This is a genomic window from Runella zeae DSM 19591, from assembly GCF_000423565.1.
Classification (GTDB): Bacteria; Bacteroidota; Bacteroidia; order Cytophagales; family Spirosomataceae; genus Runella; species Runella zeae.
Map to the genome: position 1 here is coordinate 74,634 of NZ_AUIF01000032.1, position 21,398 is coordinate 96,031.

13 protein-coding genes are annotated in these 21,398 nt (G+C 43.2%); 12 read left to right on the forward strand and 1 reads right to left on the reverse strand.

What is annotated here, in order from left to right:
- Positions 1-158: 158 nt before the first annotated feature.
- From G563_RS0108605 to G563_RS0108650, 10 genes are all read left to right on the forward strand, one after another.
- The gene (locus tag G563_RS0108605; RefSeq protein ID WP_028664974.1) at positions 159-998 is read left to right on the forward strand and encodes a DUF2306 domain-containing protein; all 840 of its coding nucleotides are present in this window, start codon (positions 159-161) and stop codon (positions 996-998) included.
- Between the two features lie 80 nt (positions 999-1,078).
- Positions 1,079-1,459 (forward strand): hypothetical protein, encoded by a 381-nt coding sequence (locus G563_RS0108610; protein ID WP_028664975.1) that lies wholly within the window; start codon positions 1,079-1,081, stop codon positions 1,457-1,459.
- A 169-nt stretch (positions 1,460-1,628) separates the two neighbouring features.
- Entirely contained in the window at positions 1,629-2,870 is a 1,242-nt protein-coding gene (locus G563_RS0108615; protein ID WP_028664976.1) for an MFS transporter, read from the forward strand.
- A gap of 156 nt (positions 2,871-3,026) precedes the next feature.
- Positions 3,027-4,523 carry an L-fucose/L-arabinose isomerase family protein gene (locus tag G563_RS0108620; RefSeq protein WP_028664977.1) on the forward strand — a complete coding sequence of 499 codons (1,497 nt, stop codon included), beginning with the start codon at positions 3,027-3,029 and terminating at the stop codon, positions 4,521-4,523.
- Between the two features lie 86 nt (positions 4,524-4,609).
- Positions 4,610-7,807 carry a SusC/RagA family TonB-linked outer membrane protein gene (locus G563_RS0108625; RefSeq protein WP_028664978.1) on the forward strand — a complete coding sequence of 1,066 codons (3,198 nt, stop codon included), beginning with the start codon at positions 4,610-4,612 and terminating at the stop codon, positions 7,805-7,807.
- A 26-nt stretch (positions 7,808-7,833) separates the two neighbouring features.
- Positions 7,834-9,276 (forward strand): RagB/SusD family nutrient uptake outer membrane protein, encoded by a 1,443-nt coding sequence (locus tag G563_RS0108630; protein WP_028664979.1) that lies wholly within the window; start codon positions 7,834-7,836, stop codon positions 9,274-9,276.
- A gap of 127 nt (positions 9,277-9,403) precedes the next feature.
- On the forward strand, positions 9,404-12,403 hold the full coding sequence (locus tag G563_RS0108635) for a glycosyl hydrolase (protein WP_028664980.1): 3,000 nt from the start codon (positions 9,404-9,406) through the stop codon (positions 12,401-12,403).
- Positions 12,404-12,427: 24 nt separating this feature from the next.
- A complete protein-coding gene (locus tag G563_RS0108640) occupies positions 12,428-14,962 on the forward strand; it encodes a hypothetical protein (RefSeq protein ID WP_028664981.1) in 2,535 nt (844 codons plus the stop codon).
- Between the two features lie 125 nt (positions 14,963-15,087).
- A complete protein-coding gene (locus tag G563_RS0108645) occupies positions 15,088-17,880 on the forward strand; it encodes a glycosyl hydrolase (RefSeq protein ID WP_169579737.1) in 2,793 nt (930 codons plus the stop codon).
- A gap of 31 nt (positions 17,881-17,911) precedes the next feature.
- Positions 17,912-18,613, forward strand: a complete 702-nt coding sequence (locus tag G563_RS0108650; protein ID WP_028664983.1) for an SGNH/GDSL hydrolase family protein — start codon at positions 17,912-17,914, stop codon at positions 18,611-18,613.
- On the opposite strand, the gene G563_RS0108655 is transcribed toward G563_RS0108650, so the two are convergent.
- On the reverse strand, positions 18,597-19,367 hold the full coding sequence (locus tag G563_RS0108655) for a GntR family transcriptional regulator (protein WP_028664984.1): 771 nt from the start codon (positions 19,365-19,367) through the stop codon (positions 18,597-18,599). The genes G563_RS0108650 and G563_RS0108655 overlap by 17 nt on opposite strands.
- Before the next feature lie 210 nt (positions 19,368-19,577).
- On the opposite strand from G563_RS0108655, the gene G563_RS0108660 reads away from it, so the two are divergent.
- Both G563_RS0108660 and G563_RS34025 read left to right on the forward strand, forming a co-directional pair.
- Positions 19,578-20,156: an RNA polymerase sigma factor gene (locus G563_RS0108660; RefSeq protein WP_028664985.1), complete on the forward strand. Its 579-nt coding sequence runs from the start codon at positions 19,578-19,580 to the stop codon at positions 20,154-20,156.
- 79 nt (positions 20,157-20,235) lie between these two features.
- A complete protein-coding gene (locus G563_RS34025) occupies positions 20,236-21,297 on the forward strand; it encodes a FecR family protein (protein WP_051210832.1) in 1,062 nt (353 codons plus the stop codon).
- Positions 21,298-21,398: the final 101 nt, after the last annotated feature.

Genomic DNA, 21,398 nt, shown 5'->3' on the forward strand with positions numbered 1-21,398 from the left:
ATAGACCAAAGAATAGCTTTCTGGTCAACACTATTTCCACGAACGTCAACCAACAACGGTTTAACGTCAACCAAACCACATCAACGGATATTTACCCTATCCTAAAAGAGTTTACCAAGGGAGCCAAATGAAGCACTTTTGTACCAAAAACCTCAATCATGAAAACATCTTTGCTTTCTTCTACTTCCTCATTTCGCCACCGTTTTGGAGGTATTGGGTTCCTTAATTTCTGTGTCAAACTTTGGTTTGTTTTAGCGACCATAGGCCAATGGATTTTTGCTTATTACATCGCTTCATTTTATGGAAAATCGTCTTTGGCGGGAGACTTCGAAAAATGGAATAAGGTACTTCCTCATGGCTACGTGCAGGACGATTGGTTAGGAAATGCCTTTGTAGCAGCGCATATTTTTTTGGCGCTCATTATGGTCTTAGGGGGTCCTATCCAACTCATTCCCCAACTCCGAACTCAATTCCGAATGTTTCATAGGGTGTTAGGGCGTTTTTATATTTTTACGGCCGTTCTTATAGGCATTGACGGCCTTGTGATGGTATGGACAAGAGGAGCCGTAGGAGGACTTTTACAACATATTGCTATTTCGGTGCAAGCTCTCTACATCATTGCGTTTGCCGTGCTTGCACTCCGCTACGCCCTCCAACGAAACTTTGCGCTACATCGCCAATGGGCCATTCGCTTGTATCTTGTTTCGAGCGGGGTTTGGTTTTTTAGGGTGTACTTGATGGCATGGCTACTGCTCAATGGCGGCCCGGCAGGCTTCGACCCAAATACATTCGACGGCCCTTTTTTGTGGTTTTTGTCGGTATTAGTTTACGCCCTTCCAGTATCGCTATTGGTATTTGAGATGTACCTGAAAGCCCAGCAAAAAACTGCCCGCACGCTTTTCCAAATTTTTACCGCTACGCTGATTTTGATTCTAACCGTCTTAATGGGTATTGGCATTTTTGCCGCTACAATGGGGATGTGGCTTCCTAGAGTTTGACAAATCTTTTCAACTCTTCAAATAGAAACACACAATAGCTAGTATTTTTGAGGCATCAAATCTTAAGAAAAGTCACCTCTATGTATTCTTTAGCCCGCCTAAAAAAACTACTTTGGTTTGATGCTATCGCTGCCACTGTAGCAGCAACGGGGATTTTCTTCTTGAAAGACCTCATGCAGCCCTATTTGGGGCTTCCTTCTGCTTTGCTCTCAGGGATGGGCTTTACGGCGTTGGTTTTCGCTTTATATGGTTTTCATTTGTTGATGCGAAAAATAACATCCAAAAGATGGATACAAATACTTATCTACGGCAATGCTACTTATGCTATTTTTTGTTTGGTTTTGTCGCTGTATTTTCTTTTTAAAATACCATGGATAGGAATAGTGTATCTGTGGATAGACACTGCTATTGTGGGGACATTGTCTTACATCGAATGGAAGACAACTAAACACTTTTTTTAGATAAATTACAAATGGTACCCCAAAAGATACCATGGCACTACTCTTAAAATCCGATCACTAGGCTTCATTCTTTCGTTTTTTCTATTTAACAAAAAAAAAGTACCATTTTATTTGTTTTATCTGAGATAGCTTATATCTTTGCTATACACAACTTAGTGCGTTAAGTAAAATGCAAAGAAACATCCGCTGGCTCATCGTTTGGTTATTGTTTATAGCAACTGGTCTAAGCTTCCTAGACAGGCAGGTATTATCCATTGCTATTATCAAGATTCAGGAAGAATTCAAAATCACCGATGTGGAGTATGGCATGGTCAATACGAGTTTTCTCATCAGCTATGCGCTGATGTTTACGCTAGGCGGATGGCTCATCGACCGTGTAGGAGGAAAGCTCGGGTTGGCGGTTTCGGTAGGCGTCTGGTCTATCGCCAATAGCTTACACGCTATCATGAACAGTTTTGGCCAATTAATCGCCTTTCGGTTTTTTTTGGGTATGGGCGAAGGGGGCTGTTTTCCCGGAGCCGCGTGGAGTGTCTCGCGTTGGTTCGATAAAAAAGAACGTGCTTTAGCCAACGGCATCGCCATTGGTGGTTCAGCAATTGGGGCAGTAGTAGCTCCTCCCCTTACCATTTGGCTTTCAAGTCATTATGGCTGGAGAGGTGGCTTTCTTATTCCAGGATTAGTGGGGATAGTATGGGTAGTAGTTTGGCTTTTGATTCCTTGGAAAAAACACCTTCCCGACCTTCCTAAAGAAGAAGCAACGGAAAAGATTCCTTTTTTGACATTACTTCGCCAACGCTCTACGTGGATTTTTATCCTTATTCGTTTCTTATTAGATCCCGTTTTTTATTTCATGATGTTTTGGATTCCAAAGTACCTAAGCGAGGTCCGACATCTGTCCTTTGAGCGTATTGGTAATCTTTTTTGGATACCTTTTTTGGCGTTGGGGGTTTCAAACATCTTAGGGGGGTGGTTTTCGGGTCAGCTTATCGCACGGCAATTTTCTATCAATAAAGCCCGAAAAACTGTGATGGGCCTCGCAGCCATACTTACTTTGGTCGCACCCCTCATCGAATGGGTATCTTCTATTGAGATTGCTGTTGCTTGCATGTCTATTTTTATGTTAGCACACGGTTTTTGGATTACCAATTATATCACCGCTATTGCTGATATGTTTGGCCAAAATGCTACCTCTACTGTAGTGGGATTGTCTGGCACGGCTGGCGCGATTTCGGGTTTATTACTCAATCCACTCATGGGGGCTGTGATTCAAGAGTATACTTATCGCCCGCTTTGGATTGCGTCGGGGCTCTTGTATCCTTGCGCCTTTGGGTTGCTTATGGTGTTTATTCCACGGATTCAGGCTATTGAATGGAGTACATCCAAAAAGCACCCTACCTCTATTACTATCTGATTTGTAAGCTTTTACCTTTTTAAAGCATTCCAACACCCCCTTTTACTCTCTAATTTGAAACTTGAGGCGTTTTCATAAAAAGTGTAACAGAAGCCAAACTACATCTTTTTTAACTTAGTGCGTCAACCTAATTTTTATAAAACATACACATAGACAATGAAGAATAACCACGCTATAGAAACCGATACACTAGCTAGAGCAGGAGTCATAAAACGAAAGCCAACTCGTCCGCGCATTGGGGTGTTTGGAGTAGGCTATTTCAAATACTGGGGTCAGTTTGAGGGATTATTGGAAGATATGTACCAAAAACAGGCAGTGTTTATCGAAAAACTTCAAGCCTTAGACTATGTCGAAATTATCGATTTTGGTTTAGTGGATGATGTCAACAAAGCCTACGATATTGTGCCTAAGCTCAACGCCGCCAATTTGGATTTGATTTTTTGTGACATGCTTACTTACGCTACTTCTAGCACCTTCGGCGTGATTATCAAAAGTATCAACATCCCTATTGTACTGGTGGCCTTGCAACCCGACAAAGCCATGGATTATAGTAATGCTTCTACTTACCTACAACTCTACAACGACGACATCTGTGCCTTGCCCGAATTTGCAGGCGTGGCGGTCAGAATGGGAAAAAAAGTGCCGCAGATGATTATTGGAACCCTCTACGACGACCCTGCCGCCGAAGCCGAAATCGAAGAATATTGTCGTATTGCTGCCGTATTGCACGATCTCAAAACCTCCAAAATTGGACACATCGGACACCCTATCGAAGCTATGCTTGATATGCACTCAGACTCTACCATGCTCACGGCTCATTTTGGATTGCACATCGTACAGTGCGAAGCCCACGAGATTGTATCACAATATTACAATGCCACTGATTCGGAAATAAGGGCCGTCAAGGAGCGTATTTTGGCTTTTTTTGATACCCCTGACCCCGTCTCCGACCCCATTTCTGAAAAACTTCGTGATTCGGATTTGCACATTGCGGCCCAAGTGACGGTGGCTCTGGAGAAGTTTGTAAAAGCCAAAAAACTAGACGGGCTAGCCTACTATTATGACGGCCCTGATGAGAGCGATACCCGCGTCGTCATGTCTAATTTGATTGTGGGCAATTCGCTTTTGCAGGGCGCAGGTTTTCCGATGTGCGGCGAATCTGACCTCAAAACTTGCATTGCGATGCTCATCATGGAGCGATTGGGGATTGGGGGTAGTTTTGCGGAGTTTCATCCCGTCGATTTCAAAGAAGATTTTGTATTGGTAGGGCACGATGGCCCCCACAATATCGCCATTGCCGAAGGACAGCCCGTGTTGCGTAGTTTGAAAAAATACCACGGCAAACCCGGTTTTGGAGCAGGAGTTGAGTTCAAAATCAAAGAAGGCCCTATCACTATGCTCAGTATCAACTCCACCTTTGAAGGTAAGATGAAATTTATCATTGCAGAAGGTGAATCCATCGCCGGGCCTATCCCGCCCACTGGCAATACCAATACGCGCGGCTTTTTCAAACCCGATGTGCGCACTTTTTTAAAGCGCTGGATTCAAGAAGGTCCTACCCACCATTTTGCTTTGGGCGTGGGGCATCATGCCGCTACTATCCAAAAAATAGCCGATTATCTCAAAGTAGAGTCGGTCATTATTAAAGACTAACATTGCCCTTATTTTATTATTAATCAACCAATTAACACTTCTCCATAGCGTATTCCTATTGCAAAAACCCTAAAAAGTCCTAAATCATGAAAATCTGTTTATTCAACCATTTGCGCCTATGCGTCATAGGCTGCATGCTGAGTCTTTGGGTAAGCACTGCCTATTATGCAGCCGCTCAATCTACGGCTCGTTCGCTGCTCTCTGGCAAAATTACCGCTTCCGACGATGGAGGGGCATTGGTGGGAGCAACCATTACCGAAAAAGGTACGACCAATGGTACTACTTCTGATGCTTCAGGGAATTTTAAGCTCAATGTCCCAACCAATGCCGTGATTGTAGTGAGTTTTATCGGATACACGCTTCAAGAAATCCCGGTAGCTAATCGCTCTGAAATCAATATCATTTTACAGCCTAACCAGCAGCAACTTCAAGATGTAGTAGTCGTAGGTTATGGAACTCAACGAAAAAAAGACCTCACTGGCTCCATTGTCAATCTTTCAAACAAAGACTTAGTGCCAGTACCCTCTGCCACGAGCGTCGACCAAATGATGCAAGGGAAGGTAGCGGGAGTACAAATTACGCAAACCTCTGGTGCTCCCGGTGGAAACGTAAACGTAGTCATTAGGGGTATCAGCTCTATCACCGGCGGCAATTCACCCCTATATGTTGTAGATGGATACGCTATAGGTACTGGAGGTGGCGGCTCCGATCTTAGTTCTTTTGCTTCTAGTTCGTATTCAGCTAGCAACATCGCCAACAGTAGTGCCACCAACCGAATCAACCCTCTGAGTACTATCAACCCGTCAGACATTGAATCGATACAAGTACTCAAAGATGCGTCTGCGACTGCTATTTACGGCTCTCGTGGGGCTAATGGAGTCGTCATTATTACAACCAAAAGAGGCAAAATAGGTAAACCCACTATCACCTTTGAACACTCGACGGGCATCCAACAACTTGCCAAAAAACTCGACTTGCTTACCCCGCAACAGTACGCCGAATACGTAGCTGACGGGCGCGACAATGCTTGGGTTTTTGCCGGAGGAAAAGCCACTGATGCCAATAACGTGCGAAGCACTGCCACCCAAGTAAAGCCTGAGTTTAGAAATCCTTCCCAAATCCAAAATGGTACCGACTGGCAAGACGTGATTTTTCAGTCGGGATTGGTCCAAAACTATCAGCTTTCTACCAGTGGTACTAGCAGAGATGTGAGCTATTATGTATCAGGAGGATTTTTTGATCAAAAAGGAATTGTCATTGGTTCCAATTTTAAAAAGTTCACTTTACGAACCAACATTGATGCCCAACTTACCGAAAAACTCAAAATAGGGGCTTCTTTTTCGGGGGCTCACTCCTACGGAGATTTTGCAAGAGCAGAAGGTCACTTACAACATCGCGGCCTTATCTCGGCTGCGCTAGCGAGCGACCCTACCATTCCTATTTATGATGCTAGTGGCAATTATTATTCAGAGTTTTCGAGCCCTACAGGTATTCCAGTAGAGCATCCGCTCATTATCGCAGCCGAGTTTTCCGACAATCGCAACAACACCAACGTTTTTACTAACAATTATCTCCAATATGAATTGGCGCCGGGATTGGTTTTTAAATCTTCGGTAGGAGTCAATTATTCTAACAATATTACTAGACTCTGGAAATCTTCTAAGGTAGGATTGGCTACTAGCCGCACGGGTGCCGCTACTGCTGGTGTGTTTGAGATAAAAAGCCTCAACTGGCTCAATGAAAACACGTTAAACTATCGTCATAAATTTGGCACTCAACATGACTTAGACCTTTTGGTAGGTTTTACGGCTCAAAAAAACACGGACGATATAGTACAAGCAGGCGCGTCAGATTTTCCGACCGATGATGTCAAATACCTGGCTGCGGGGGCCGTTACTTCAGGTACTAATTATAAAAGCGAATGGTCGATGCTATCTTGGTTAGCAAGGGCTAATTATACCTTGGCGGGTAAGTACCTTTTTACGGCAACGATACGTCAAGATGGAAGTTCTCGCTTCGGACTCAAAAACCGCTGGGGTACTTTCCCTTCTTTTTCGGCTGCCTATCGACTATCTGATGAAGATTTTATGCGCGGAATAAAATTTGTGTCAGATCTCAAAATTAGAGCAAGCTACGGAATATCTGGCAACAACCTCATTCCCAATTACGCCAGTCAGGGCTTGCTAGGGATTTCGAGAAATGTATCCAATGGTCAAGTCATTTCGGGAGTAGTGCCTACTAGTTTGTCTAACGACGTGTTGACTTGGGAACAATCCGTCCAAACCAACTTAGGAATGGATGTATCTTTGTTTCAAAATCGGCTTTCGCTGATCGTAGATGCTTACCGAGCCCATAAGAAAAATCTACTGCTCAACGTCATTTTGCCCGCAGCTTCTGGTTTTAGTAGCTCCCTCCAAAACATCGGAGAAGTCGAAAACAAAGGTTTAGAACTTACGCTCAACTCCCAAAATATCAATAGAGGGGCTTTTCAATGGAATACAGATTTCAACATCAGTTGGAATCGCAACAAAGTGCTAGCGCTCAATGCTGAAACAGCTCGCCTCGCCACCTCCGATTATCAAGTAGCCCAAGTAGGATATCCGATTTCGAGTTTTAGATTACTTAATATCTTGGGAGTATTTCAAAACCAAGAAGAAGTCAACAACAGTCCCAAACAACATCCACGCGTCCAACCTGGCGATTATCGTTTTGAGGATGCCGACGGCAACGGCACCATTACAAGCGCCGACCGTACCATCGTAGCAACCCCCTGGCCTGACTTTACATGGGGGCTTGGCAATCAGTTTTCGTATAAAAACCTCCGTCTTAATATCAGCATAAATGGCTCACAAGGCAACGAAATTTATTTTCAAGGAGGCGAAGTATCGCTCAATGGGGCCGGTGTACAAAATCAGTTAGCTATTATGAACGACCGTTGGCGCTCAGAATCAAACCCTGGTTCAGGGCAGTTTTCACGGGCTATTCGTAATGATTATGCTTTTGGGTTTAGTGCCGGCACCACCAAATATCTTTTTGACGGCTCCTACGTACGTATCCGAAATGTTAATCTTTCTTATGCTTTTCCGCAGGCGATTGCAGCTAAACTAAAACTCCAAGCGCTCTCCCTGTATGGCGACGTCACCAATCTATACACTTTTACGAAGTATCCAGGCTATGACCCTGAAGGAAGCACCACGGGCGACAATATTGCTCGCAGTGGTATTGATTTCTTTGCATATCCTAATCCGCGCACTTACACCGTTGGACTCAAAGTAACCTTCTAATCTACGATTTGACCAGCCTTACAACTATGAAAAAGCAATTAGTAATATCATTGTTCGTCATGACGCTCTCGGCTACGTCATGCAAAGATTTTTTGGCCTTGACTCCTGAATATCAAATCAGTGATCAAACATTTTACAAAAGCCAAAATGATTTTGAAACAGCCCTTACAGGCGTCTACAGTACTTTCCGGGGGCTATTCAGCGGCAGTGCTGTTTTGTATTTGACAGAGCTTTCGACCGACAATACCGAAATACAATGGTCGTCTCCCTCAACCGACGAGATGCAAATGGACCAAAACGCCGTCACTTCTACCAATGGATTTGTGCGCTCAGTCTGGAGTACTTGCTTATATACCATTTCACGGAGCAATGCGATTCTCACCCGCATCGATGCTGTCAGTTTTGACCAAACTACCAAAGACCGTATCAAGGGAGAAGCCAAATTTTTGAGGGCTTTCAGTTATTTTTATTTGGTACGACTTTATGGCAATGTTCCTCTCATTACAGAAACCTACAGTAGTCCTTCGCAAGTAGCCGCTGCTGATATATCTCTCAAACCCAAAGACGAAATCTACAAATTAATTTTGGCGGATTTGACCGATGCAGAAACGCTACTCCCCACTACCCTCAACAGCGACAAAACCAAAGCATCGCGCCTTACAGTGAAAGCCCTCTTGGGTAAAGTACATCTTACCCTCAAAAACTACGACCTAGCCGCTGCCAAACTCAAGGAAGTGATTGATAGTAAGTCTTACAATCTAGTCGGTGATTATAAAACATTGTTTACCAACGGTAATAACAATTTGGCTGAGTCTATTTTTGAGGTGCAATTTGTAGCAGGACGTAGCCTAGGAAACAACTATTCGGCTTTGTTTACGCCCGCCATTACTAGTATGGCTATTTTCACAAACAACCTTCAAGGGTCGGGGCGTATCGTGCCTACTTTAGATTTAATCCGAGCTTACGAAAATGGGGATGCCCGAAAAGCTGCTTCGGTCAGCGATTCGGTTTTGCTCATAGGTGGCAAGAAATCTTACAGTCGCTATGGATTGAAATTTGTCGACTTCAAGGCAATCGATTTGTCGGACGGTACTATCACTTTTATGCCATTGCGATACGCCGATGTCCTATTGATGTATGCAGAAATATTGAACGAGCAAAACAAAACTACCGAAGCTTTGCCCTATTTAGCGATGATACGTCAACGCGCCAAACTCGCCAATCCAGAAGGACTTACGCAAGCTACATTACGAGTAGCTATCGAAAAAGAACGCCGTGTGGAGTTTCTTCATGAAGGGCACCGTTGGTTTGATTTGGTACGTACCGACCGCGCCAAAACCATCCTCAATGCTCATTATGAAAGCCTAAAACTTAATTTTAAAGTAGATGATTTTGAGCTTATTTTCCCAATTCCTCAAAATGAAGTTGAATTGAATCCAACTCTTATCAAACAAAACACTGGCTATTAAGCACTTACTACTCCTTAAGTGGTTTTATTTACTGCTTAGGGAGTAGCTATTTCTATTTTTTTAGCTTTCTTAATTCAGAATAAGCGACTTTGTTTCTTTCCTAAACAAACCTTCAAAACTGAGCATTATGCATCTCTTTTCACGGTTTTATTTCATAGTCAGCTACTTGCTATTGATCAGCCTCACAAGCTCAGGACAGAGCCATCTGAAAGAGATATTTCTCAATCCTCCCCAAGAAGCTCGCACGCGAGGCTACTGGATATGGGGACATGGTACCTTTGATTATACCCGCATCACAGAAGAACTAGAGGCTTTCAAAAAAATGGGAATGGCGGGTGTTGATATTTTCGACATGGGTATAGCCGATGCTCAAAACGTAATTCCTTCTGGCCCAGCCTTCATGAGCGACGAAATGCTCGACGGTATCGTTTTTGCATTACAAGAAGCAAAACGTCTAGGACTTTCAATAGGTCTTTCAGTATCTAATGGCTGGAACGCCGGCGGCGACTGGACTACTTACGATGAGATGTCGATGCACCTACTTTTCCGAAAAGACACGCTTGAAGGTCCGCAGACTATTACTCAACTCCAATTTCCCAGTGTGCCGACGAGTTTTAAGAAACCTTACGGAAAATATGAACTATTCCCAGAAATAGACGCCCAAGGTTTTCCCAAATTCTACGAAAATGTCGCTCTTTTTGCCTATCCTCTCAGCTCGAAAGGAGTCATTAGTGATCCCAAAAAGGTCATTTTTTTTGACCCTAAACAAATCAATAACAACACCGTCAACGTAAAACTACCAGCTGGTAAATGGGTATTGACAAGAGTAGTAGTAACCCCGCTTGGCCAAAAGATGTGGATGAAAAGTGATAACTCCAATGGCTACATTATGGATCATTTTTCGGAAAAAGCGACCAAACATCACTTTGAACATATCATTCAGCGACTTAAAACACGCTTAGGGCCACTGAATCAAACCGCCCTCGAACGCCTCTACCTTTGTAGCTTTGAGTCTGAAGCTACCACCGAATGGAGTCCCCGGCTTCCCGAGACATTTTTCAAGCTTCACGGCTATCGCATTGAACCCTATCTTCCGATTTTGGCAGGTCAAACAATGGTAGATGCTCAAACTTCCGCCCGTTTTATGCACGATTATCGAGTCACAATTTCTGAGATGTTTATCAATAATCATTATCGGCAGGCGCGTAAAATTTGCCATGAAAATGGACTACTTCTAGCCTCAGAGTCAGGAGGGCCAGGGCCTCCGCTCCATCTTGTCCCTACCGAAGACCTCAAGGCTTTGGGTTCAGTTGATATCATGCGGGGGGAGTTTTGGCACAAAAAAGCTGAATATTTTGATGAAAATGGTAATGATATTTTACAAGTAGTTAAAAACATTGCCAGTGCGGCACACATCTATGGCCATAAAGTGGTGGAGATGGAATCGTTTACGAGTCATTTAAAACACTGGCAAGAAAACCCTTTCGAACTCAAAAGACTAGCCGACAAAGCTTTCTGTGAAGGCATGACCAGAGTAGTGTATCATACCATGCCCCACAGTCCCAAAGAAGCGGGAGTTCCGGGGTGGAGTTATCAAGCTGGCACTCACATTTCTCCTAAAATGACTTGGTGGAATATGTCTAAGCCATTCCATGACTACCTTGCCCGTACAAGTGCACTCTTACAACAAGGGACTTTTGTAGCAGATGTGGCCTATTATTATGGCGAGAAAATGCCCAACTTTGCTTCTGGCTCCAAATATACCCGTAAAACATTGGGCGCAGGTTATGATTACGATGACCTCAACAAGGAGGTTTTATTGCAAAGCACTGTCGCCGAGGATGGCTCACTTTTGCTCCCTTCTGGTATGCGTTATAGGCTACTTGTATTGCCCGACCATCCTCATATGAGTTTGGAAGTATTACAAAAAATTGAAGAATTACTTTTGAAAGGTGCTACCATTTTGGGTAAAAAACCTCTCTCAGTGTATGGTTTAAAAGAAGTACAGTCAAGAGAAAAGGATCTTCAGGATTTGGCAAAGAAAATATGGGGTACTTCAGAAGCGCTTCAAATCAGACGTTACGGTAAAGGACAGCTGGCAATAGGATATTCAGAAAAAGAAATCCTCCAACAAAAAGGAATTCTACCCGATGTCCGATTTACTTCCTCTACTCCCACTCTCATGGATTATATTCACCGAACTACCACCAATGAAGAAATCTATTTTATCAGCAATCGCGATTCTTTAACAACGAGCCTAATAGCTGATTTTCGAGTGCATAACAAACAACCTCAACTTTGGAGTCCCGTAGATGGTAGTATAAAAACCTTGGCGGCCTTTTCTCAACAAAACGGAAGAACTCAAATACCTTTACAATTAGCACCGGGGGAATCTGTTTTTATTGTCTTTATAGGTACTATTCCCGCTTCCAAACCCGTTGTTGCTATTCAGAAAGAAGGTCAAACTTTTTTCCCATCTTCAGAAACCGTCAGCAGTGAGACACCTGTCTTCACGCCCGACCATAAGGTGGCATTTAGTCCGTGGCTAGCAGGAAATTACAAATTTATTTTTAACAATGGTCAATCGTTCGACATCTCACAACCCGCCCCTTTGTCAATCTCTTTTGATGCACCTTGGGAAGTGAGATTTCCTCATGGCTGGGGTTTTGAACCTCTCCAAACCTTCAATTCACTCATAGATTGGACCCGACATACTCATCCTGAGCTTTGTATTTTTAGCGGTACGGCTACTTACAAAAACCATTTTAAACTTGAAAAAAACACTTTTTTGCCCCACTATACTTATATTTTAGACTTGGGACAGGTGGGAGAAGTAGCAAAAGTATATCTCAATGGCGTAGAAGTTGGGGTGAGTGTTTTTCCGCCTCATCAACTCCATATCGACCCTACTATTTTAAGAATAGGTAAAAATCATCTGGTAGTCGAAGTAGCCAACACTTGGCTCAATCAGCTAGTGGGTGAAGCCCAAAAACCCTTAGCGCAACACCGTACCCGCAGCAACCTCGTTACTTCCCAATCTAGCCCTTGGGCAAAAACCAAACCCTTACCTTCTGGTTTAATAGGGCCAGTAAAAATCATTATTCAAAAAAAGTGGCTCATTCCCTAATCCCACAGCTAAACCTTTTTATATATGCGTTTATCTATTTTTTTTCTTGCGTCCTTGGTTTTTTGCTTGATAGGAGGCTTTACGTCTTCCTTTGATACCCCTAACCTCGACAATACTACTTTGAAGGGAAAACCCTTCAACAACATCACGCTGGAACTATCGCTCAAACCGTTCAAGAAAAACGATAAGACTTATATTCAGGATGTTGCGAAAGAATTGTTCACACAGTGGCATGCCTTGCTACGGCATACCGACACCGTATCGGTGATGCTCTGGACTTCTGATGGCTCTGAGATTTTGGATTATAAAGGCTCACTCACTCAGCCCCTCGAATGGGCTCGCTACATAGGCAATCCCAATACTAACCACGAAGTAGGCTCTGGGCCTAAAGCGCTTTCGCTGCACGAACGGGCTTATATCTACATGGAAAATCCACCTAAGTTTACTTATGGAGATTTAAAATACATCATCCAAACCCTCAAAGAAACAGGAAGGCGCATCACGGGCAAACCTATTTTGATTGGCGCTACTTTTGACCCCGGGCCAGAGTTTGCCAAATCTGATTTTAAGTACAAAAAGCACCCTGAAATTTTGGGGGGCAATGCCATGGGACACAAAACCATGGTAAGCTGCTACGCTACTCTCAACGCCGACCAAACTCCCTACGCGGGTTTTCCCAAGGGTATCCCTGCCAATACTCCTTTTGGGACATTTTTGGGTCGTCAAAGCCAACATTTTCTCAAGGATTTGGGCTATGACTACATTTGGTTGAGCAATGGCTTCGGCTTTGGCGTAGAAGGTTGGTCATCCACAGGAGCTACTTTCACAGGCACCGCTTTTCAGCCTGAAAAGCTACCCGACATCAAAGCCAAAATCACTAATTTCTGGAATTTATTCCGCAAAGAATGTCCTGATTTTCAGATCCAAACACGCGGCACCAATCTCTCAACTGGGGCAGATCTGGCCCGCGATGGCGTCGATTTACAGCAGATTTATGGTGGAAAATACAACATGCTTCCTCCTCCCAATTCGCCTTGGGCTGCTCTCGATGGGGACTTTGGGTTGGAAATGGTAGGCTATATGTCGCGCATGGCAGAGCTGCCCGACGAGCGGTATTTGTTTCGCTACTATACCCACGACCCGTGGTGGGTCAATAGCCCCTGGCTCGATCGCTACGGCCAAGAGCCTCACGATATATACCTGCCTATGTCGGTAGCGCGCATTAATGCCAAAGGAGAAATCAAATTGCCAACGCACCTGAATTTCTTAACGGCCGATAATTCTTATGGCGAATTACCCACCCAAGTTCCCGACGAAGTAACCCCACATATCCTAAAAGCCCGCTACGATTCGCCCACAGCACCAGGGCCGTTGGTATGGGTATATCCTTTTGAAGAATATCACCGATGGGCCTATACACAACCCAAACGAATCGAAGAGATTTATTATGGCGATTGGCTTATCCGTCAAGCGATTAACAACGGTTTTCCGCTCAATACCGTGGTTTCAACTCGTTCTTTTCAAAAAGTAATCACTAACAATCCCAGCTTTTTTAATGAATCGGTACTGGTGAGCATTGTACCAGAAGCAGGCTCCGCTTATGAAAAACAATTGATTTCGTTTGTAGAACGAGGTGGTAAAGTACTCATTTATGGTCCAGCCGACGAAGCAAGTGAAACGTTTCAGCAATTGCTCAACCTCAAAAATGCCCCTGCCTTGGAAGGAGAGTTTACATTAAAGTCTTCTATTATTACAGATATATTGAACCAAAAAGCCCCCGACAAAATCATCCATGCCGCCTTATTTTCGGGAGGAGGAGTACGTAGTACTGTGGCTAGTTCGGCAAACGATACGCGTGTTTTAGCCCAAATGACCCAAGGTAGTCACTCGCGCGACGTGGTATGGGTACGCGAAGCACCCGAATGGAACGGTGGCAAAATCGCTTATGTACGCGGCACTAATTCGAGCAAATTCACGGGCGGTAAACTCCTCACACCCGACGACCCCGAAAAACTTTTCACGGGTCCGCTGCTCCTTCGCTACGTACTCAAAGAATTTGGCTGGGATTATCGCCTTGATAAGCGTGACCCTTCGGTCAAAAATCCCGTTTTGACGATTTCACGCGGCAGCAATGGCTTCTTTTTATCGGGTTATTGTCCCAATACGACCCTTACTCACCGATTCAAGCTACCGCAAGGAGCTCCTTTATTGACAGGCTATGAAACCGAATTAGAAAAGGGCTATTCGGTCTATCATTTGCCCAAAGCTTGGCATCGCGAAAGTCGCTTTTTTGTGGAGCAAACTGACGGTATTATCTCTTGCCAAGAAATGACTTCGGGCGTAGAACACATGAAGCGTTGCGTACGTCTGACAGGTCTCAAAAATGCGACAGTTCGGATTTATCCTGACGACCATGTATCGGAAAAAGACTTGCGGGTTTATACCAATACTCGCTATCCTTGGAAAAGCGGAAGCACTCCTTTCAAACTAGGTGACAAAAAATACGGCAAACACTATGTAGTAGAAAATGTAAGCGGCGAGTTGGTCGCTTTCTGGTAATTACTTTATTCTCTAAAAGTACATAAACGCTTTCTTGGACAAGGGCAACTACAATCTAAATAGTTTGTACTTTCTTTTCTTTTGCTTTCTACAACTTTCTTAATCTCCTGAAAGACATGAAACCTATGCACATATTCTGGTTTTTAGTGATGCTATCTTTCTTTTTTATCAAATGTAAGGCTCAAAACCATGATTCGTTTAAAGCTCAATTGCTCAAAGATTTTAAAAATCCCCCTAACCAAGCTCGTCCTAAAGTTTACTGGTGGTGGCTCAATGGTTATACCGACCCCATTAGGATGAAAGAAGAGCTAATGGCTATCAAAAAAGCTGGCTTAGGCGGAGTTGATATTTTTGAAATAGGTTTACCTCCTGCCAGTGATCCACACCAAATTATTCCGGTAGGGCCCGCTTTTATGGGAGACTCTTCTTTGAAAGCTATCAAATTTGCGATTGAAGAGGCCGGAAAACTAGGCTTAGAAGTAGGACTCAATTTGGCTAGTAGCTGGAATGCAGGGGGCAGTTGGGTTTCACCAAAACATGCCGCCAAGACGCTTTATTTCTCTAAAGTCACTCTCAAAGCTAACGAAAAACAAGCCCTAAAACTTCCTTTTCCGACTATCACTCCCGACAAGCAAGGCAAACCTCGACCTATCTTGTATGATAAAAACGGTAAGCCTGCCTACTATGAAGAAGTGGCGGTATTAGCCTTACCGTCTGGTGTTAGTTCAGGATTAGATACTTCACAAATCATCAATGTCAGCCGTTTTTTTGATTCTAAAACCGAACAACTCAACTGGACTCCTCCTTCAGGTCAGTGGGATATTTATCGGTATATCTGTTCTAATTCTGGCGAACAACTCATCCGACCTACGCCGCAGTCGGTAGGGCCTATTATTGACCATTTTGATTCATCTGCCACGCGGATGCACGTCATGTATTTTATCAATCGCCTCAAGCCTCTTATTGGGGATTTTGGCAAAAGTGCGCTAAAAAACTTGTACTTGGCTAGTTATGAAGCCAAAGAGTTTACTTGGACACCTTCTCTACCTGCTACTTTTAAGCAGCTTCATGGCTATGATTTACATAAATTTTTACCCGCTATTTTCCATAAAGAATGGTATTTAGCGTCTTTAGGAGCCTCTTTTCAGCACGATTTCGACCATACACTTTCCGAATTGATGATTCATAATCATTATCGAAAAGCCAAAGAAATTTGTAATCAACATGGCCTCAAAATCATATCTGAAGCGGGAGGCCCGGGGCATTTACATCATATTCCAGTCGAAACCCTCAAAGCCCTAGGCTCGCTCGATGTACCACGCGGAGAGTTTTGGTACAATCGTACTTTTTTTGATAAAGACAGCATCATCGACTTACTGTGGCTGGTCAAAGAAATAGCAGCCGCATCTCATATTTACAAGCGAGGATTGGTAGAGGAAGAAGCTTTTACGAGCTATTGGGATTGGCAAGAAGGCCCCTCTCACCTTAAACCTCTGGCCGACAGGGCTTTTTGCGAAGGCATGAACCGTCTTGTTATACATGGTTTTACGCACAATCCCGCTGGAATGGGCTATCCAGGCATTGCTTATTTTGCAGGGACACATTACAACGACCGTCAGACATGGTGGCCTTACATCAAGCCATTCAATGATTACCTGAGTCGGATTTCTCACATTTTACAAAAAACTGACTTTGTGGCAGATGTACTTTACTATTATGGGGATGCGATTCCCAATCTTATTCCACCCAAAAACTCGACTTTTAAAGTAGGAGAAGGCTATGATTATGAAATCATTAATACAGAAGTACTCCTAAAAGAATTAACCGTTGAAAATGGGGAGTGGGTTTTGCCTAATGTAGGTAAATACAAAGTATTGAGCTTATGGAAAGGAGAAAAATTAAACCCAGAAGCCATGACAAAACTCAAAAAACTTGAAGCCCAAGGTGGAGTCATCGCCTATACCAATATCCTCGAAAAACTAATTATTCCTCCTGATTTTAGTTATCCAAACCAAGCTAAAGGCGAAATAGATTATATCCATTACTCCAAAAACGACATGGATTTTTATCTAGTCCGAAACACCACTGACCAATGGATATCGGCCAATTGTACTTTCAGACAGCCACACAAAATCCCCGAACTATGGGATGCTATCTCAGGGAATATTTATCCAATTACTATTTATAAATCTACCGATACACACACTACGCTCCCGTTATCATTACCTCCGAAGGGTACTTATTTTGTGGTTTTTTCTAAACCCGCGTCTCTTGCCAATTCCATTGAAAAAATAAGTGGCATAAGTTCGTTGCCACCCCAAATCGTTTATACTTCTGAAGGAGTACATTTCTGGGAAAATGGAGCATTTACACTTACCAAATTTGGAACCACTCAGTCTATTAACAATAAAATCAAGACCCAAACGCTCAGTGGGCCTTGGCAAGTAGCATTTCCGAAAAACTGGGGTGCTCCCCAAAAGACCACTTTTCCTCATCTGATTTCGTGGGATACTTCCTCCGATCTTGGCATCCGTTACTTTTCAGGAAGAGCTACTTATCATCACTCCTTCCCTTTTGTGAAGACAAAAGCTACTTCTTCTAAAATATATCTTGATTTAGGGACGATTGCCGAAGTAGGAGAAGTATGGCTCAATGGCAAATCGCTCGGCATTGTATGGACGTCACCTTATCGAGTAGATGTCACAAACATCATAAAATCTGGCACTAATATACTCAAGATAGAAATTGCTAATACGTGGTCTAATCGCCTCACTGGAGACGGAATAACGGGCCAAAAATATACCAAAACAAACATAACCAAAGCCAACAAAAACCTCGTACCTTGGGAACAGCTCCCTCTCAAAAAATCAGGTTTGCTAGGCCCTGTTACGATTCAAACTATCACTACCATTCGCTAATACTCAAGCAAAAGCCCTGCAACTATCACCTATGAAAAAGCTATTCATGATTTTAGCAATACTAGCTACCACACACTTACAAGCACAAAAGGTAGCTGATTCAGCTAATTATTTAGATACTATTAAACAAGAATTGGTTACCCAATGGCCCAAAAATCGTACTATCAATCTAGTATTTCATGGACACTCCGTACCCGCAGGATTTTGGCACAATCACGAAGTACATACCCTCGAATCTTATCCTCATTTGGTGCTAGAAAAACTAAAAGAAAAATACCCCTACGCTGTTATCAACGTGATTGTGACGGCGATTGGGGGCGAAAATTCGTTGAAAGGTCAGAAACGTTTTGAAACAGAAGTTCTTCCGCACAAGCCCGACGTGTTATTGATTGACTATGCGCTCAATGACCGTTTTTCTGACCTTGGCCTAGTCAAAGAAGCTTGGAAAAAAATGGTAAAAGCTGCTTTAGAAAAAGGTATCAAAGTCATCTTGCTCACTCCTTCTCCCGACCAACGCATTGATATATCGGCCATCGACAATCCACTACAACCTCACGTGGAGCATATCAGAAGCTTGGCCGCAAAATATCAAATTGGTTTGGCAGACCCTTATCTCCCTTTTCAAAATATCGTGCGTCAAGGCGATTTGAAAGCTTATATGTCGCACGTCAATCACCCCAATAAGCAAGGCCATGAGGTGATTGCTAAAGAAATTTTCAAGTGGTTTGATTAGCTGTTTTGTAGTTGTATTCGGGGCTTGCAATGACCGCAAATTTGTATTTTTCACCGTGATAATACGACTGTTCAATTTCGACTACCTTATCGTTTGAGCATACTACGGCACTATCCAATACAAAGGCTGGAATCGGTTTATCGATTTCAAAATTGGTGGTATTAGGGGCTAAAATCGACACGCCGAGTGTCTGCTGTACTTCGCTTATTTTGAGGTTGTAGGTATCTTCATACACTTTAAAATAAGAGATTTCGGTAGGCATTTTGTTGATTTTGGGGCACAATGTCAACGAAATATATTTGACTTCATCTTTCATCAAGAGGTCGTCAGCGTAGCGGAGTTGGTGGATTTTGAGTACAGGCCCATCGATGATAAAATGCCGCCCATTGATTTCGGACGAAATACCGTCTTGGAGAATCGTCTTTTCAAGTACGATGTTTTTGGGCGTAAAACCTTCGGCAATCAGGCTATCATGAAACCCGCGACGCGTCGCATAAATCGACCCCAGCGTCCGTAGCAAGTGATGGTCTTCGGTACGATTAAGCACAAACGTCCCTTTGCCTTTGATACGCCGCGCCCAGCCCTTGGATTCTATCTCCAACAATGCCTTTCGAGCCGTAGTATTGCTTATTTTGTAATGCTTGATAAGTTCGTTTTCTGATTGAATTTGATCGCCAGGAAGCAACTCTCCCGATTTGATTTTTTCGATAATTTCCTCACTGATGGCGATAAATTTTGCCTTTTCTTGAAGCATTCTGGTTCAATTTTTAAAAATAGAGCACCTTTCTAGCAGCTCCTTGGATTTGTCTTACTTAAAAGAACAAGTTAAAATTTGGATTTCAAAATCATACCCCAAAAAACCAAAATGAGCAGGCGATTCAAATCCAAAATTATTAAAAAATAGCAAGTAAATTTTGTGATATTTTAAGACTTATTGCACCTTTGTTCACAAATTCTGATTCCAATGTCCCTACAATCATTGACCGACCAAGAGCTGTTGGACTTGCTTCGTCACCAAGACCATGAGCAAGCTTTTAGGGAGCTTTATGAGCGATATTGGTATAAAATGTACCTAACAGCTTACCGAAAACTTCGCCGCCGAGAAGTAGCCGAAGAGTTGGCGCAGGAGCTTTTTATGATGTTGTGGCAAAAACGCGCCAGCATTCGTGGGACCAATCTGCCGGCTTTCTTAGGGATTTCGCTTCGCAACTTAATGATTGATTATATCAGAAAAAACATCCGCGAAGAACATTATCTGACTCAGCTTCGGCTGTTTTTTCCCGAAGAAGTATTTGCCACTACCGAAGCCGTTCAGCATAACGAACTCTCCGAGGCTATTCAAAAAGCGTTGGGTCAGTTGCCCGAAAAAACCCGCGAGATTTTTATCTTAAATCGGTTTGAGCACCTCACCATCAAAGAAATAGCCGAAAGACTCAATCTTTCTGACAAAACCATCGAGTATCACCTCTCTCGTTCTACGTCTTTTCTTCGCCAAAACCTCCGTGATTTTGTCACAAGTTTGGTATTGTTTTATCTATCTTAATCGCTCTACTATTGATTAATTAAAAAAAATCTCAAAAAAAGTCCATTTGGTCTTAGGGAATTTTTGGAGCTGTGCGTTTATGTCCTTAGTTGTCACCAAGGCGCATACCAAAATGGACTCTACCAAATACCAAGAATTATTGGCCAAATACCTCAAAGGAGAATGTACCGAAGCCGAACAGCTACTGCTAGAACAATGGTATGAGTCGTTGGATAGTGAGGTAGAACTTCCCAATCAAAATGAAAAAAAGAAACTACTTGCTCACAATTGGGAGGTTTTGGCCAGCCAAACCGTAAGAAGTGCGCCGCTCCGCAAATGGTATCAGCAGCCTTATTGGGCCGCTGCTGCCGCAATTATCATCGCCTTAGGTCTAGGGTGGCTTCTTCTCAAACCGGCACCGTCGGCTATCAGCACTTTCAAACAGCAACTTACCTCTCTCGAAACTCCTTTGGTAGAACATACCAATACCTCCTCCAAAAACGAACAGATTACCCTCGCCGATGGAAGTAGGGTGACGCTTCATCCACAGAGCCGCCTGAGTTATCCAAAAGATTTTGTGGGTACCAAACGAGAAGTAATTTTGGAAGGAGAAGCTTTTTTTGAAGTTCAGAAAAATCCGCAAAAGCCCTTCTTAGTTTATTCTAACCATTTGACTACAAAGGTATTAGGAACTAGTTTTTTGGTAAAAGCATATGCTCATGATAAGAACACCACCGTGGCTGTCAGAACAGGAAAAGTATCGGTTTATGCCACAAAATCGGTATTATCTACCGCTGAGTCAGCCAAAGATGCGAACCCCGAAGCGGTCGTACTTACCCCAAACCAACAGGTGACGTATGTAGAGACCGAAAACAAACTCGTGAAGACACTGGTAGAAAAACCCGCGATTCTTATTCCGTTGGAAGAAACTCCTTCTTTCGCATTTCAGAAAGCCCCTTTGTCAACTATCATTGCAGCTTTCGAAAAAACATACGGGATAGATATTGTATACGACGAAGCATTAATGAGCCACTGTTTGATAACAACGACTTTGGAGCAAGAAAACCTATACGATAATCTGACTATCATTTGTAAACTCCTCAATGCTTCCTACGAAGTAGTAGATACCCAAGTGGTCATCAAAGGAGCAGGTTGTCAATAAATACATTGTTTCACCCTAAAACCAAGCCCTCATGTCCTAAATTACTCCATTTTTCTTCTAGTACAATAAAAAAAGGTCGGCGATGGGTCCAAGCATCACCG